General features: G+C 64.5%; 10 protein-coding genes. 4 read left to right on the forward strand and 6 right to left on the reverse strand.

Annotation, left to right across the window (positions count from 1 at the left end):
- Positions 1-126 precede the first annotated feature (126 nt).
- Positions 127-2,208, forward strand: coding sequence for a polyphosphate kinase 1 (gene ppk1, locus CFK21_RS12480; RefSeq protein WP_096366964.1), 2,082 nt, complete (start codon positions 127-129; stop codon positions 2,206-2,208).
- Between the two features lie 226 nt (positions 2,209-2,434).
- Here the strand turns inward: ppk1 and CFK21_RS12485 are convergent, their stop codons facing one another.
- From CFK21_RS12485 to pdhA, 5 genes are all read right to left on the reverse strand, one after another.
- Positions 2,435-3,649, reverse strand: coding sequence for an argininosuccinate synthase (locus tag CFK21_RS12485; RefSeq protein ID WP_096366965.1), 1,215 nt, complete (start codon positions 3,647-3,649; stop codon positions 2,435-2,437).
- 134 nt (positions 3,650-3,783) lie between these two features.
- Complete coding sequence (locus CFK21_RS12490; RefSeq protein WP_096366966.1) at positions 3,784-4,182, reverse strand: GxxExxY protein; 399 nt, start codon at positions 4,180-4,182, stop codon at positions 3,784-3,786.
- Positions 4,183-4,300: 118 nt separating this feature from the next.
- The gene (locus tag CFK21_RS12495) at positions 4,301-7,387 is read right to left on the reverse strand and encodes an FAD-dependent oxidoreductase (protein WP_096366967.1); all 3,087 of its coding nucleotides are present in this window, start codon (positions 7,385-7,387) and stop codon (positions 4,301-4,303) included.
- Positions 7,388-7,624: 237 nt separating this feature from the next.
- Positions 7,625-8,605 (reverse strand): alpha-ketoacid dehydrogenase subunit beta, encoded by a 981-nt coding sequence (locus CFK21_RS12500; RefSeq protein WP_096366968.1) that lies wholly within the window; start codon positions 8,603-8,605, stop codon positions 7,625-7,627.
- The gene (gene pdhA / locus CFK21_RS12505) at positions 8,605-9,597 is read right to left on the reverse strand and encodes a pyruvate dehydrogenase (acetyl-transferring) E1 component subunit alpha (RefSeq protein WP_096366969.1); all 993 of its coding nucleotides are present in this window, start codon (positions 9,595-9,597) and stop codon (positions 8,605-8,607) included. Before pdhA ends, CFK21_RS12500 begins: the two co-directional genes overlap by 1 nt.
- Before the next feature lie 278 nt (positions 9,598-9,875).
- Here pdhA and pyrC point away from each other — a divergent pair, with 278 nt between their 5' ends.
- The gene (gene pyrC, locus CFK21_RS12510; protein WP_096366970.1) at positions 9,876-10,907 is read left to right on the forward strand and encodes a dihydroorotase; all 1,032 of its coding nucleotides are present in this window, start codon (positions 9,876-9,878) and stop codon (positions 10,905-10,907) included.
- 82 nt (positions 10,908-10,989) lie between these two features.
- On the opposite strand, the gene CFK21_RS12515 is transcribed toward pyrC, so the two are convergent.
- Positions 10,990-11,886 carry a TraB/GumN family protein gene (locus CFK21_RS12515; protein WP_157745673.1) on the reverse strand — a complete coding sequence of 299 codons (897 nt, stop codon included), beginning with the start codon at positions 11,884-11,886 and terminating at the stop codon, positions 10,990-10,992.
- Positions 11,887-11,958: 72 nt separating this feature from the next.
- On the opposite strand from CFK21_RS12515, the gene rnt reads away from it, so the two are divergent.
- Positions 11,959-12,660 carry a ribonuclease T gene (gene rnt, locus CFK21_RS12520; protein WP_096366972.1) on the forward strand — a complete coding sequence of 234 codons (702 nt, stop codon included), beginning with the start codon at positions 11,959-11,961 and terminating at the stop codon, positions 12,658-12,660.
- 308 nt (positions 12,661-12,968) lie between these two features.
- Positions 12,969-13,523 (forward strand): hypothetical protein, encoded by a 555-nt coding sequence (locus CFK21_RS12525; protein WP_096366973.1) that lies wholly within the window; start codon positions 12,969-12,971, stop codon positions 13,521-13,523.
- Positions 13,524-13,766 lie beyond the last annotated feature (243 nt).

The raw sequence follows: 13,766 nt of genomic DNA on the forward strand, positions 1-13,766 counted from the left end.
GCAGCGGCCCGGTGCAGGCTCACCGGTTCATGACAATTTCGTGACGACTCCCGCCTGCAGGATTACGTCCGCCGGCCGATCCGGCATAATCACAAGGCAGGCAACGAGCCAGAGGCAAAGGCGCGCATGGACACCCCCGATCTCAATCACCCGGATCTCTACATCAACCGCGAACTCAGCCTGCTGCAGTTCAACAAACGGGTGCTGGAACAGGCGCGCGATCCCAACACCCCGCTGCTGGAACGGCTGAAGTTTCTCTGCATCTCCAGCACCAACCTGGACGAGTTCTTCGAGATCCGGGTGGCCGGCCTGAAGCAGAAGGTCGAATCCGGCTCGGTCCAGGCCGGCACCGACAACTTCAGTCCGGGCGAGATCCTGGCCGCCATCAGCCGTGAGGCCCACCAGCTGGTCGAGCAGCAGTATTTCGTGCTCAATGAAGAACTGATCCCGGCCCTGCGCGAGCGCGGCATCCGTTTCGTGCGCCGCACCCACTGGAGCGAGACGCAGGCCGAGTGGGTCAGGAACTACTTCAACCGGGAACTGGTGCCGGTGCTGAGCCCGCTGGGGCTGGACCCGGCCCATCCATTTCCACGCATCCTGAACAAGAGCCTGAACTTCATCGTCTCGCTGGAGGGCAAGGACGCCTTCGGCCGTTCCAGCGGCGTGGCCATCGTGCAGGCACCGCGCTCGCTGCCGCGCCTGATCCCGCTGCCGTCTGACCTCGCCGCCGGTGAATACAACTACGTGTTCCTGTCCTCCATCATCCATGCCTTCGTCGACGACCTGTTCCCCGGCATGACCGTCACCGGCTGCTACCAGTTCCGGGTCACCCGCAACAGCGACCTGTTCGTGGACGAGGAGGAAATCGACGACCTGATGCGGGCCATGGAGGGCGAACTGCTGGCGCGGCGCTATGGCGATGCCGTGCGTCTGGAGGTGGCCGACAACTGCAGCGCGGACATGGCCAACTATCTGCTGCGACAGTTCGGACTCGACGAGGCTGACCTGTACCAGGTCAACGGGCCGGTCAACCTCAACCGGCTGTTCGCCATCGCCGACCTGGTCGAGCGCCCGGACCTCAAGTACCCGCCGTTCAAGCCGGGCCGCAGCAGTCTCCTGAACACCGAGCAGAGTATCTTCGATACCCTGTCACGCAAGGATATCCTGCTGCATCACCCCTTCGAGTCCTTCGTCCCCGTTGTGGAGTTCCTGCGCCAGGCGGCAGCCGACCCTGATGTACTGGCCATCAAGCAGACCCTGTACCGCACCGGCCCCGATTCGGCGATCGTCGACGCCCTGGTGGAGGCCGCCCGCGCCGGCAAGGAGGTCACGGTGGTGGTGGAACTGCGGGCGCGCTTCGACGAGGAGGCCAACATTCAGCTTGCCAACCGGCTGCAGGAGGCCGGCGCCCATGTGGTTTACGGCGTGGTCGGCTACAAGACCCACGTCAAGATGATGCTGATCACCCGGCGCGAGGGCCGTGGCCTGCGCCATTACGTGCATCTGGGTACAGGCAATTACCACGCCCGCACCGCGCGGCTCTATACCGACTACGGGCTGCTGTCGGCCGACAAGATCCTGGGCGAGGACGTGCACCGGGTATTCCAGCAGCTCACCAGCCTGGGCAAGGTCAAGGCCCTGCGCAAGCTGCTGCAGTCGCCCTTCACCCTGCACAAGGAGTTGCTACGCAAGATCGAGCGCGAGGCCGAACGGGCCGCGGCCGGGGAACCGGCGCGCATCATCGCCAAGATGAACGCCCTGATCGAGCCGCAGGTCATCCGTGCCCTGTACCAGGCCTCGCAGGCCGGGGTGAGGATCGACCTGATCGTACGCGGCATCTGCTGCCTGCGTCCGGGGGTGCCGGGAGTGTCCGACAACATCCAGGTCCGCTCCATCGTCGGGCGCTTCCTCGAGCACACCCGGGTGTTCTATTTCCGCAACGGCGGGGAGGAGGAGGAACTGTACCTGTCCAGCGCCGACTGGATGGACCGCAATTTCTACCGCCGGGTGGAGATCGCCTTCCCCATCGAACAGCCGCAGCTGAAGAAGCAGATCATCAAGGAAGGGCTGGAGTTGTACCTGTCCGACAATACCCAGGCCTGGGTCCTGCAGCGCGACGGCGACTACAGGCGCCTGCAGCCGACCGGCCGCCAGCGCGCGCGTTCGGTCCAGGCCACGCTGCTGGACAAGCGCGCCGAGCCGGCCTGACCGAGAAGATCGAAAGAGAAGAGCGCCACGGAATACACGGAAAACACGGACAAAATTGATTTTTTAATGATTGCGATCCGTAGGTGGGGTTAGCCCGTGAGGCGTGACCCGACATTGGCGCCGAACCCGTCGGGTTACGCTGCGCCAACCCGACCTACACAAGGTTCGAAGTGAACAATATGGAATTTTCCGTGGCTTCCGTGTATTCCGTGGCGCTCTTTTATAATCACCGCCGCCGTCGCGCGGCGATGCGCAGACGCAGGGCGTTGAGTTTGATGAAGCCCTCGGCGTCCTTCTGATCATAGGCGCCGGCATCGTCCTCGAAGGTGGCGATGGATTCGTCGAACAGGCTGTCGGAGTCGGACTGGCGGCCGACCACGATGACATTGCCCTTGTAGAGTTTCAGCCGCACCTTGCCGTTCACGGTCTGCTGCGAGGCGTCGATCATCTCCTGCAGCATCTCGCGCTCCGGGCTCCACCAGTAGCCGTTGTAGATCAGCTCGGCGTAGCGCGGCATCAGTTCGTCCTTCAGATGCGCGACCTCGCGGTCCAGGGTCAGGGATTCGATGGCGCGGTGGGCCTTGAGCAGGATGGTGCCGCCCGGCGTCTCGTAGGCGCCGCGCGATTTCATGCCGACATAGCGGTTCTCGACGATATCGGCGCGGCCGATGCCGTTGTCGCCGCCGATTTTATTCAGCTGCTCCATCACCTGCCCCGGCGTGACCTTCTTGCCGTCGATGGCAACCACGTCGCCCTTCTGGTAGGTCAGTTCGATATAGGTGGGGGTATCCGGCGCCTGCTCCGGCGACACGGTCCAGCGCCACATGTCCTCCTCCGGTTCGGCCCAGGGATCCTCGAGGATGCCGCCCTCGTAGGAGATGTGCAGGGAATTGGCATCCATGGAATAGGGCGACTTCTTGCCGGCCTTGGCGAAATCGACCGGGATGTCGTGTTCCTTCGCATAGGCCATGAGCTTTTCGCGCGACAGCAGGTCCCACTCGCGCCAGGGCGCGATCACCTTCACGTCGGGCTTCAGCGCATAGGCGCCCAGTTCGAAGCGCACCTGATCGTTGCCCTTACCGGTCGCGCCGTGGGCGATGGCGTCGGCGCCGGTCTCGTTGGCGATCTCCACCAGACGCTTGGCGATCAGCGGCCGGGCGATGGAGGTGCCGAGCAGGTACTCGCCTTCATAGATGGTGTTGGCGCGAAACATCGGGAACACATAGTCGCGGGCGAACTCCTCGCGCAGGTCCTCGATGTAGATCTCCTTGACGCCCATGGCCTTCGCCTTCTCCCGCGCCGGCTCGACCTCCTCGCCCTGGCCGATGTCGGCGGTGAAGGTCACCACCTCGCAGTTGTAGGTATCCTCCAGCCATTTGAGGATGACCGAGGTATCCAGGCCGCCGGAATAGGCCAGCACGACTTTGTTGACGTTGGACATTGGGTAGACCTCGTTATTGAACCGCCAAGACGCCAAGGGCGCCAAGGAAAGACTTGTGAACCGCCAAGACGCCAAGGGCGCCAAGGTTATTCAATGATCGGGCACTGCGAATTATCAATCATAGCAGCAGGTAATCAAGTCTCCGCCCGCTGCGACAACACAACCCTTTTCACCCCGTTGCGGAGAACGCCTACATTGAAATTAATCAGCAGACCGAGCTGTCGCCGGGTCGCCTTCAGATAAGACAAAACCTGCGCCTGATGAATCGGCAGCAAGGCATCAACTGCCTTCAGTTCAATCACCAGCTTGTCAGCAACCACCAGGTCCAGCCGGGCCTCACCAACAACCCTGCCCTTGTAATCTATGGATACAGGCACCTGACGATCACACTCGATACCCAGGGACTCCAGTTCCACAGCCAGAGCCTCTTCATATACGGATTCCAGATAACCCGGCCCCAGCGTACGATGCACTTCGATGGCAGCCCCGATAACCTGTCGTGCCACCCCATCCAGTTCGACGGACGGTTCCATACGCACCTCCCTGTGCGTGCCTGCGAAATTTCGCATTACATACTTTCTTGGCGCCCTTGGCGCCTTGGCGGTTCACGCCTTTCCTTGGCGCCCTCGGCGTCTTGGCGGTTACCCTTCCTTATTTCGCCTTGACCTTCGCACTGCGCCGCAACCGCGACAGCAGCCGCCGCGCCAGTTCGCCGAACAGTTCGGTCTGGGTCGGGTGCGGGTGGATGGCGTTGCCGACCTGCTCCAGGGTGAGTCCTGCGCTGACCATCATCACCGCCTCGCCGATCAGGGTGTCGGTGTGGTCGGCCAGGAAGTGCACGCCGATGATGCGGCCGGTGGCCTTGTCGGCGACCAGCTTGATCAGGCCGTGCTCCTCCCGGTTGATCATCGCCTTGGCATCGATGTTCATCGGCACCTTGGCCTCGACCGCGTCGATGCCCTTCTCCTTCGCCTGCGCCACCGACAGGCCGACGAAGCCGGCCTCGGGGCGGGTGAAGATCACGCCGCAGTCCTTGTCCTGGTCGTACTTCATGTCCTCGCCCAGGATGCTCATGGCGGCCACCCGCCCCTGCTGGGCGGCGGTGTGTGCCAGCATCAGGCCGCCGATGACATCGCCGATGGCGAAGATGTGACCCACGCTGGTGCGGCAGCGGGCATCGACCTTCACGGCCGGGCCGTCGGTGGCGATGCCGGCCTTGTCCAGATTGAGGCCGTCGATCTCGGGGCGCTTGCCGGTGGCCATGATGACGTAGTCGGCCTTGAGCTGGTGCGACTTGCCCTCGCTGTCGGTGTATTTCGCGGTCACCGCGCCTGGCTTGCCGCTGATCTTCTCCAGCTTGACCGCGGTGTGCACGGAAAGGCGCGGATCGTCGTTCAATACCTGGGTCAGGTGCTTGGCGATCTCGGGCTCGACCTCGGCCAGGATGCGGTCCTGCGCCTCCAGCAGGGTGACCTCGGCGCCGAAGTCCTGGAAGATCTGCGCCATCTCCACGCCGATGGCGCCGCCGCCGACCACCACCAGTTTTTTCGGCGGGGTGTCCAGCATCCAGACGGTATCCGAGGTCAGGACAGAACCCGACTCCAGGCCCTCGCGGGCGCCGTCGATGGGCGGCACGAAGGGCGGCGCGCCGGTGGCGATGACGGCGCAGCCGAAACTGACCGTCTTGGTCTGCTTGCCGTCACCGGCTGTGGCGCGGCTGTGCGGATCGTCCTGGTTGCCGCCGGTATCGATCATCACATGATGATCGTCGACGAAGCGGCCATAGCCCTGGATGTAATTGATCTTAACGCCCTTGTCGGTCTTCAGCGCCATCTGGCCGCGCGTCTCCAGCACGTTGCGCCGATGCGCCTCCAGGGTCTTCCATTCCAGTTTCGCCTGGTTGGTGCCCTGGATGCCCAGGTCGGCATCATGGCCGCGGTCGCGGATGCGGTCGGCCGCCGCGCGCCAGGCCTTGGAGGGGATGCAGCCGCGCCACAGGCACTCGCCGCCGGGGAAGGGCGAGTCGTTGATCAGCGCCACCTTGTGGCCGTGACCGGCCAGGTCGCGGGCGCAGTCCTCGCCGCCGGGGCCGCCGCCGATGACCACGACGTCATAGTCCCAGTCGCCCTCGGGGATGGCCGGGCCGCTCGGGCCCATCCAGGACTCGGGCGCCTCGATGAGCGCCTTCAGGTCCTTGAGATACAGGGCCACATCGGCGCCGTTCACCACCCGGTGATCGCCGGTGATGGTGAAGGGACTGCCCTGCTCGGTGTCGGCGGAGATGGCGAGTATGGCCGCGATGCCCGGCGTGGCGATGGCATCGAAATGGCTGACGCCGAACATGCCCATGTTGGAGACCTGGAAGGTCGAACCGGAATACTCCTCGGGCTTGAGCCGGCGCTTGCGGGCACGCTCGACCAGGTCCTGCCAGTCCTCGTTGAGTTCCTCCAGGCTGCGCGACTCACAGCCGCGCAGCACCGGCACCACCAGGCCGCCCTCGACGGCCACGGCCATGCCGACATCCACGTTACTGCGCTCGACCAGCTGATCCTGCGGCTTGTAGCACCAGTTCATCTTCGGATGCTGCTGCATCGCCTCGGCGCAGGCCTTGGCGATGGCGACCGTAACCGACACGCCCTTGGCCTTGGCGGCCTTGATCAGGCCACCCAGCTTGATGTGGCTGGTGACATGGAAGCTGGGGATGGACAGTGACTCGGTCATGGAGCGGCTGATGGCCGCCTCCAGCTTGTTCATCTTCCGACCCTCGCCCGGCACATCCACCTCGGGGAAGCCGCCAGGGGCGGCGGCGCCGGCAGCGGGCCGCGCGTTGGCGACATCCGCCGCGACCACGACCCCGCCGGGGCCGCTGCCGGGCACGGTGTTCAGATCCACGCCCTGCTGGCCGGCAACCTTGCGGGCGAAGGGTGTGGCGCCGCGGCCCTGCGGCCGCGGGGCCGGGGTGCCGCCGGGAACGGAGGCCGGGGTGGACGGCCGCGCGGCCGGGGCGGCCGCCGCGGACGACGCGGACGCAGCGGCTTCCGCCTTCCCGGCCGGCTGCTTCGCGGTGGCAGGCGCGGCCTCCCCGGTCACCACCTGGCCGGACTCGGCCACCAGGTAGGCCAGCGGCTCACCCACCGGCACGGTGCTGTCCACCGGCGCGATGGGGCCGGACAGGTAGCCTTCCTTGAACACCTCGACGTCCATGATGGCCTTGTCGGTCTCGACCTGGGCCACCACGGTGCCGCGTTTGATCTCATCGCCGGGCTGCTTCTCCCAACTCACCACCACGCCCTCGGTCATGGTATCGGAGAGCTGCGGCATCTTGATGGTATGCAGAGCGCCTTCGGGTTCCCGGCTGCCGGCAGGGGCCTGCGCGGCGGCCGGCTCTGCTGCAGCGGCGGATTCCCCCTCCTGCGCCTGCGCTTCCCCGCCGCCGGTTTCAGCGGCTGCCGGCGCGGCGGGCGCCTCGGCCTCGCCTTCCTGCACTTCCTCGCTGGAAGCGACGATGTAGGCGATGGCTTCGCCCACCGGCACGGTGCTGTCGACCGGCGCGACGGGACCGGACAGGTACCCTTCGCGGAACACCTCCACATCCATGATGGCCTTGTCGGTCTCGACCGTGGCGACGATGTCGCCGCGGCTGACACGATCGCCGATGTTCTTCTCCCAGCTCACGATCACGCCCTCGGTCATGGTGTCCGAGAGCTGGGGCATCTTGATTACGTAGGGATCTGACATGGATGATCTCTGATCAGTTGCAAGATACAGATGCAAGATACGCACGGCACTTGCTCTGGTCGTCCTTGCGAGCGCAGCGCGGCAATCTCATGCTGCAGAGTCAGTCGATTGGAGATTGCCGCGTCACTTCGTTCCTCGCAATGACGAGTGTTAACCGGCTTGAACGTGCGCCGTTTATGCAAGACACAAGCATCCGATAAGTGCAAAGAGTTTCGTGCTTGTATCTTGTGTCTCGCTTTACTTCCCGAACATCTTCCGCACGGCCGCCACCACGTCGTCGACCTTGGGGATCGCCGCCCGCTCCAGGGTGTGGTTGTAGGGTATGGGAACATTCGCCGCGGAGACACGCACCGGCGCAGCGTCGAGTTCGAAGAAGCACTCTTCATTGATGATTGCCATCACCTCGGAGCCAACGCCGACGGGGGCCTCGGCCTCCTCGACGATCACGGCGCGGTGGGTCTTGCCCACCGAGGCGCGGATACCGGCCCGATCCAGCGGACTCAGGGCATAGAGATCGACCACCTCGGCCTCGATGCCGTGCTGCTTCGACAGCGTCTCGGCCGCCTGCAGGCACCAGTGCACGGAGATGTTGTAGCCGAACAGGGTGACATCCTTCCCTTCACGCGCCACCTCCGAGCCTTCCAGCGGGTGGAAGTATTCCTCGTCCGGCACCTCGCCCTTGAGGTTGTACATCAGTTCGTGTTCGTTGATGTAGACCGGATCGTTGCAGCGCACGGCGGATTTGAGCAGGCCGTAGGCCTGGCGCGGATTGCTCGGGGTCACCACGCGCAGGCCGGCAATGCCCATGAACACCTTCTCCATGCGCGCCGAGTGCTGGGCGCCGAGCTGGTGGGCGGTGCCGCCGGGCGAGCGCACCACCACCGGTGCCTCCAGCTGGCCGCCGGACATGTAGCGCACCTTGGCCGCGGAGTTGAACAGCTGGTCCAGCGCCAGCCAGGCGAAGTTGACCGACATGATCTCGATGATCGGCCGCACGCCCAGGAAGGAGGCGCCGATGCCCAGGCCGGTGTAGCCGTTCTCCGAGATCGGGGTATCGATGACCCGCTCGGCGCCGTACTTGTCGTACAGGCCCTGGGTGGCCTTGTAGGTGCCGCCGGCCATGCCGATGTCCTCGCCCATGCAGATCACGAGCGGGTCGTTGGCCATCTCCTCGTCGTGGGCGCGACGGATCGCTTCCCAGTACATCAGTTCTGCCATCAGTTCCTACCTCCGCGCACCCAGGGATCGTTCTCGGCCAGGGTGTATTTCTCCAGCTCCTGCACCTTGGGTTCGGGCGAGCTCTCGGCATGGGCGATGATCTCGTCCTCGATCTGGTCCAGGATCTCGGTGTCCATCGCCTTGTAGTCGTCCTTGGTGATCTCGCCGGCCTCGATCAGCCGGTCGCGCAGCATGATGATGGGATCGCGCTTGCTCCACATCTTCTCCTCGTCCTTGGAGCGGTAGGCGTTGGAGTCGGACATGGAATGGCCGCGGTAACGGTAGGTGAGCAGTTCCAGGAAGTACGGCCCCTTGCCGGAACGCACATGCTTGACCGCCTTCTGCGCGGCCTTGAACACCACCTCGATGTCCTGGCCGTCGACCTGGGCCGAGGGGATGCCGTAGGCATCCACGCGCTTGTACTGCTCGACCACCGCGGTGGAACGGTCGATGCGGGTGCCGATGCCGTAGAGGTTGTTCTCGCACACATACAGCACCGGCAGATCCCACAGCGCGGCCATGTTGAGCGACTCGTGGAAGGTGCCCTGGTTGTTGGCGGCGTCGCCCAGAAAGCAGATGGCGATGTCGTCGTCGCCCTTCATCTTGATGGCCTTGGCCATGCCGGCGGCCAGCGGGAAGGGGCCGCCGACCAGGGCGTAGCCGCCCATGAAACGGTGCTCGACATCAAATATATGCATGGAACCGCCGCGGCCCCGGCTGCAGCCGGTCTCCTTGGCGAACAGCTCGGCCATCACGGCCTTGGGGTCGGCGCCGCATTTGATGGCGTGGACGTGGTCGCGATAGCCGGTGATCACATAGTCCCGGCCCGGGCGCGCCGCTTCCATCACGCCGAAGGCGCAGGCCTCCTGGCCGGGATACAGATGCAGGAAGCCGCCGATCTTGCGCTCGACATAAGCCTCGTAGCAGCGTTCTTCAAAGCGCCGCGCAAAAAGCATTTCGCGCAGTAGCCGTTTCTTGTCCGCGACGTTCATGAAACTCCCTTGGATCTCACGCTGGGGATACCCTGAGTACGCCAAAAATACGGCGCATCAGCTGGATATGGACGCGCAGGGAACACGCGCCGGGGTCCGCATGGGATACCCGAATCAAAACAAGCGCGATATGATCTGTGTTTTGTCCCGTCAGGTCAAGGCAGAAGGGCGGAGGCATGTCACAGTACTGAACAAAAAAACCCTTCCAAAACAAGGACGCTATCATTGCCGGAGGCGCATCGGAACCCTCCGGCAGGCGACCGAATCGGAGCCGCTTTATGCAACTCACCCTCACCCGCCCCGACGACTGGCACCTGCACCTGCGCGATGGCCCGGTGCTGGCCGACGTGGTGCCGCACAGCGCCCGCCAGTGCGGGCGGGCCATCATCATGCCCAATCTCAAACCGCCCGTGGTGAGCACGCACCAGGCGCTGGACTACCGCGAGCGCATCCTGGCCGCGGTGCCCGCGGGGGTGGACTTCACCCCGCTGATGACCCTGTATCTCACCGACAACCTGAGCCCGGAGGAGATCCGCACTGCCGCGGCCAGCGGCCATGTGTACGCCGTCAAGCTGTATCCGGCCGGCGCCACCACCCATTCCGATGCCGGGGTGACCGACATCCAGCACACCCTGCCCACCCTGGAGGCGATGGCCGAGGCCGGCCTGCCGCTGCTGGTCCACGGCGAGGTGACCGATCCGGACATCGACATCTTCGATCGCGAGGCGGTCTTCATCGAGCGCCACCTGGAACCGCTGGTACGGCGCCTGCCCGAACTCAAGCTGGTGCTGGAGCACATCACCACGCGTCAGGGCATCGAGTTCGTCCAGGGCAGCGGCCCCAACGTGGCCGGGACCCTGACCGCCCATCATCTGCTCTACAACCGCAACGCCATGCTGGTCGGCGGCATCCGTCCCCATTACTACTGTCTGCCGGTGCTCAAGCGCGAAAGCCACCGCGAGGCGCTGATCACCGCCGCCACCAGCGGCAGCCCGAAGTTCTTCCTCGGCACCGACAGCGCACCGCATCCGCAGCACGCCAAGGAAAGCGCCTGCGGCTGCGCCGGACTCTACACCGCGCATGCCGCCATCGAGTTCTACGCCGAGGCCTTCGAGCAGGCCAACGCCCTGGACAAGCTGGAGGGCTTCGCCAGTCATCACGGCGCCGACTTCTACGGCCTGCCGCGCAACACCGATACCATCACCCTGGTGCGCGAACCCTGGACGGTGCCGGAAAGCTATCCGCTGGCGGATGCGAAGGTCATTCCGCTGCGCGCGGGCGGGGAGATCGCCTGGCGGCTGCAATTGTAGGATGGGTGGAGCGCAGCGCAACCCATCGCTATACGATAAGACGATGGGTTACGGCGCTGCGCGCCTCCACCCATCCTACGCCTCACTCCTCACGCCTCACTTCATACCCCGCCTCGCGCAGCAGGGCGATGATGCCGTCTTCGCCCGGCAGGTGCAGGGCGCCGACTGCAACGAAGGCGCCGCCCTGGCGCAGCAGCGGCTGCAGCCGCTCGACCATGCGGTGATTGCGTTCGCTGACAAACCGCCTCTGAAAACGCTGCGCCAGTGCCGGGTCGATATCGCTCATCATGCCGTCACTGAACCGGGCCAGGGCATCCAGATCCCCGCTCAGATAGACCCGGCGCATCTCCTCGAACCAGGCGTCGAAGCGCTCCAGGTTGTCCAGGGTATCGCGCAGGATGCTGATCTGGTCGGCCATGCTCATGCCGTCGAATACCGCGATCTGCTCGGCGGCCGTCTCCAGTCCCGCCACCGGTTTGTCCGCCGCCACGGCCTGCTGGTACAGGCGCAGATCGAGAAACATGCCGGTGCGCGAGCGCGGCAGCATCAGGGTGGAGAAGATCATCCAGGGCTTGAACCGGCGCAGTACCGGTTCGGGCACGCCGTAGTCGGCCATGGCCTCGACCGTGCGCCGGTACAGTGCCGGCGGCAGCACATCCTCGAGATCGCGTCCGGATTCGAACAGACCGGCCTGGGCCGTAGACAGCATCGCGGTCTGGTCCAGCACCATCTCCAGCACCAGTCGCTCGGAACCGACAAAGGCCCGCTCGACGGCCGGCGGCAGACGAGTCACCTCGGGGTGCTCCGAATGCATGGTCCCGAACAGGTAGCTCGGCTCGACGCCCGCAGCGCTGATGCGCCACAGCCGGCCCTGCGCCTCTGCCCCGACAGGCAGCAGCCATGTCAACCCCAGCAGCAGCCAGATCAGCGTGACGCCCCACCCCGGGGTGGCCATTGCATCGGACTTTGTTCGCCTCATTCTCCCGCTCCGCAGCATTCGTCGCCAACTGCCATGATCGCAAATCCGTCCGGCATTGGGTATGCTGACAGCATGTCTGATCCCGCCCCCGTCTCCCCCATGTCGCGGCGTTTCCGCGGCTTCCTGCCCGTGGTCGTGGACGTGGAAACCGCCGGTTTCAATGCCCGCAAGGATGCCCTGCTGGAAGTCGCCGCCGTCACCCTGCAACTGGACGACAGCGGCCACATGACACGGCGGGAGACCCATGCGGTGCATGTCGAGCCCTTCGCCGGCGCCAATCTCGACCCGCGCGCCCTGGCCTTCACCGGCATCGACCCCTACCACCCGTTCCGCTTCGCCAAGCCGGAAAAGGACGCCCTGGCGCAGATGTTCAAGCCGATCCGGCAGCAGATCAGGGAGACCGGCTGCACCCGCGCCATCCTGGTCGGGCACAACCCCTCCTTCGACCTGGCCTTCATCAAGGCGGCCGCCGAGCGCTGCAACATCAAGCGCAATCCCTTCCACCTGTTCAGCACCTTCGACACCGCCACCCTGGCCGGGCTCGCCTATGGCCAGACGGTACTGGCCCGTGCCGTGCAGGCCGCCGGCATCAAGTGGGACGAGGGCGAGGCCCACTCGGCGCTCTATGACGCCGAGCGCACCGCGGACCTGTTCTGCGCCATCGTCAACCAGTGGCGCGATTTCTGCGGCAGCGGCTTCCCCGCCGAGCGGGACTGGAACAACATCCAGGACAGCGGCACCCAGCCGATCAATACGCGGGAGGAATCCGAATAGTCACGACGGCCAGCCATGGCCGCGAAGGTGCGTCCTGCGGGTCAGTGCATCCGCGCAATGACGGACTAATCAGACGATTTTTAAGCAGGTATTGATCCAGAATAACTACAGGGAAACTCTGATTAATTTCCCTTGCGTCATACCGGCGCACTTTTCGTCATCCCGGCGCAGGCCGGGATGACGGATTGATCAGGGTCTCCCTGATTAAGCCCTGTAAAGTTTTCAAGTGAGGGTATGGCTTGTCACATCGGTGCCAGTCGGTACACTGGCGCATACCAATAAGTATGAAACCTCGCGGGGAACCTCAGATGCCCGATGTCCCGGAAAAGACCCAGCAGATCCTGCATGCCCATGCCGGCCTGATCCATCGGGTGGTACAGGCCTGCCAGAACCGTGATCTGCGTCCCGAGGTCAACGAACTGCTGCGCCAGGCCGAGCAGAACGAGTGGTATGACCTGGTGGCCGCGATCCGGCGCATCCTCAAGGGTGAGCGCAGCCTCGATGCCTTCCGCGGACTGGACGAGGAGGACCGCGCCATCGTCGAGGCCATCCTGCGCGGACTGCAGGATCCCCACACCCTGCCCGATCTGAATGCCCAGTTCGACGCCAACCTGGCCGCCCCCGGGCTGGCCTCGCTGATCCATTCCGCCCGCACCGGCGATCACCAGGCGCTGCATACCATTGCCGCCATGGCCCATCAGATGCTGCAGGCCGGTGGCGACATGGCGCGACTGGCCGGCCTGGTGCGGCCGCTGGTGCTGGGCGAACGGGATCCGGACAAGCTGTGCGAGGGCCTGGGCGAGAACAGCGAGAAGCTGGTGCTTGATATCCTGGCGGAGTTGAGGAAGCTCGAGACCCATTAATGCGCCACGAAAACCACCAAATCCACGAAAAAATAATCCTGAGGAACCCCTGATTAATTAGAAAACACCCGTCATTGCGAGCAAAGCGCGGCAATCACGTAATGCGAAATCAATCGGCTGGGGATTGCCACGTCGCTTCGCTCCTCGCAATGACGTAATTAACCAGAGCTTCCCTGACTTTACTACATCATTGCCGGGCGCCGATGCGCCACGGCAATGCAATATCGATCATTTCGTGGGTTT

The organism is Thiohalobacter thiocyanaticus, assembly GCF_002356355.1.
Classification (GTDB): Bacteria; Pseudomonadota; Gammaproteobacteria; order Thiohalobacterales; family Thiohalobacteraceae; genus Thiohalobacter; species Thiohalobacter thiocyanaticus_A.

What these genes read in the sequence shown, in the direction of transcription:
- ppk1 (WP_096366964.1), top strand. Translation starts at nt 127, where the DNA reads ATGGACACCCCCGATCTCAATCACCCGGATCTCTACATCAACCGCGAA.
- CFK21_RS12485 (WP_096366965.1), bottom strand. Translation starts at nt 3,649, where the DNA reads ATGTCCAACGTCAACAAAGTCGTGCTGGCCTATTCCGGCGGCCTGGAT.
- CFK21_RS12490 (WP_096366966.1), bottom strand. Translation starts at nt 4,182, where the DNA reads ATGGAACCGTCCGTCGAACTGGATGGGGTGGCACGACAGGTTATCGGG.
- CFK21_RS12495 (WP_096366967.1), bottom strand. Translation starts at nt 7,387, where the DNA reads ATGTCAGATCCCTACGTAATCAAGATGCCCCAGCTCTCGGACACCATG.
- CFK21_RS12500 (WP_096366968.1), bottom strand. Translation starts at nt 8,605, where the DNA reads ATGGCAGAACTGATGTACTGGGAAGCGATCCGTCGCGCCCACGACGAG.
- pdhA (WP_096366969.1), bottom strand. Translation starts at nt 9,597, where the DNA reads ATGAACGTCGCGGACAAGAAACGGCTACTGCGCGAAATGCTTTTTGCG.
- pyrC (WP_096366970.1), top strand. Translation starts at nt 9,876, where the DNA reads ATGCAACTCACCCTCACCCGCCCCGACGACTGGCACCTGCACCTGCGC.
- CFK21_RS12515 (WP_157745673.1), bottom strand. Translation starts at nt 11,886, where the DNA reads ATGAGGCGAACAAAGTCCGATGCAATGGCCACCCCGGGGTGGGGCGTC.
- rnt (WP_096366972.1), top strand. Translation starts at nt 11,959, where the DNA reads ATGTCTGATCCCGCCCCCGTCTCCCCCATGTCGCGGCGTTTCCGCGGC.
- CFK21_RS12525 (WP_096366973.1), top strand. Translation starts at nt 12,969, where the DNA reads ATGCCCGATGTCCCGGAAAAGACCCAGCAGATCCTGCATGCCCATGCC.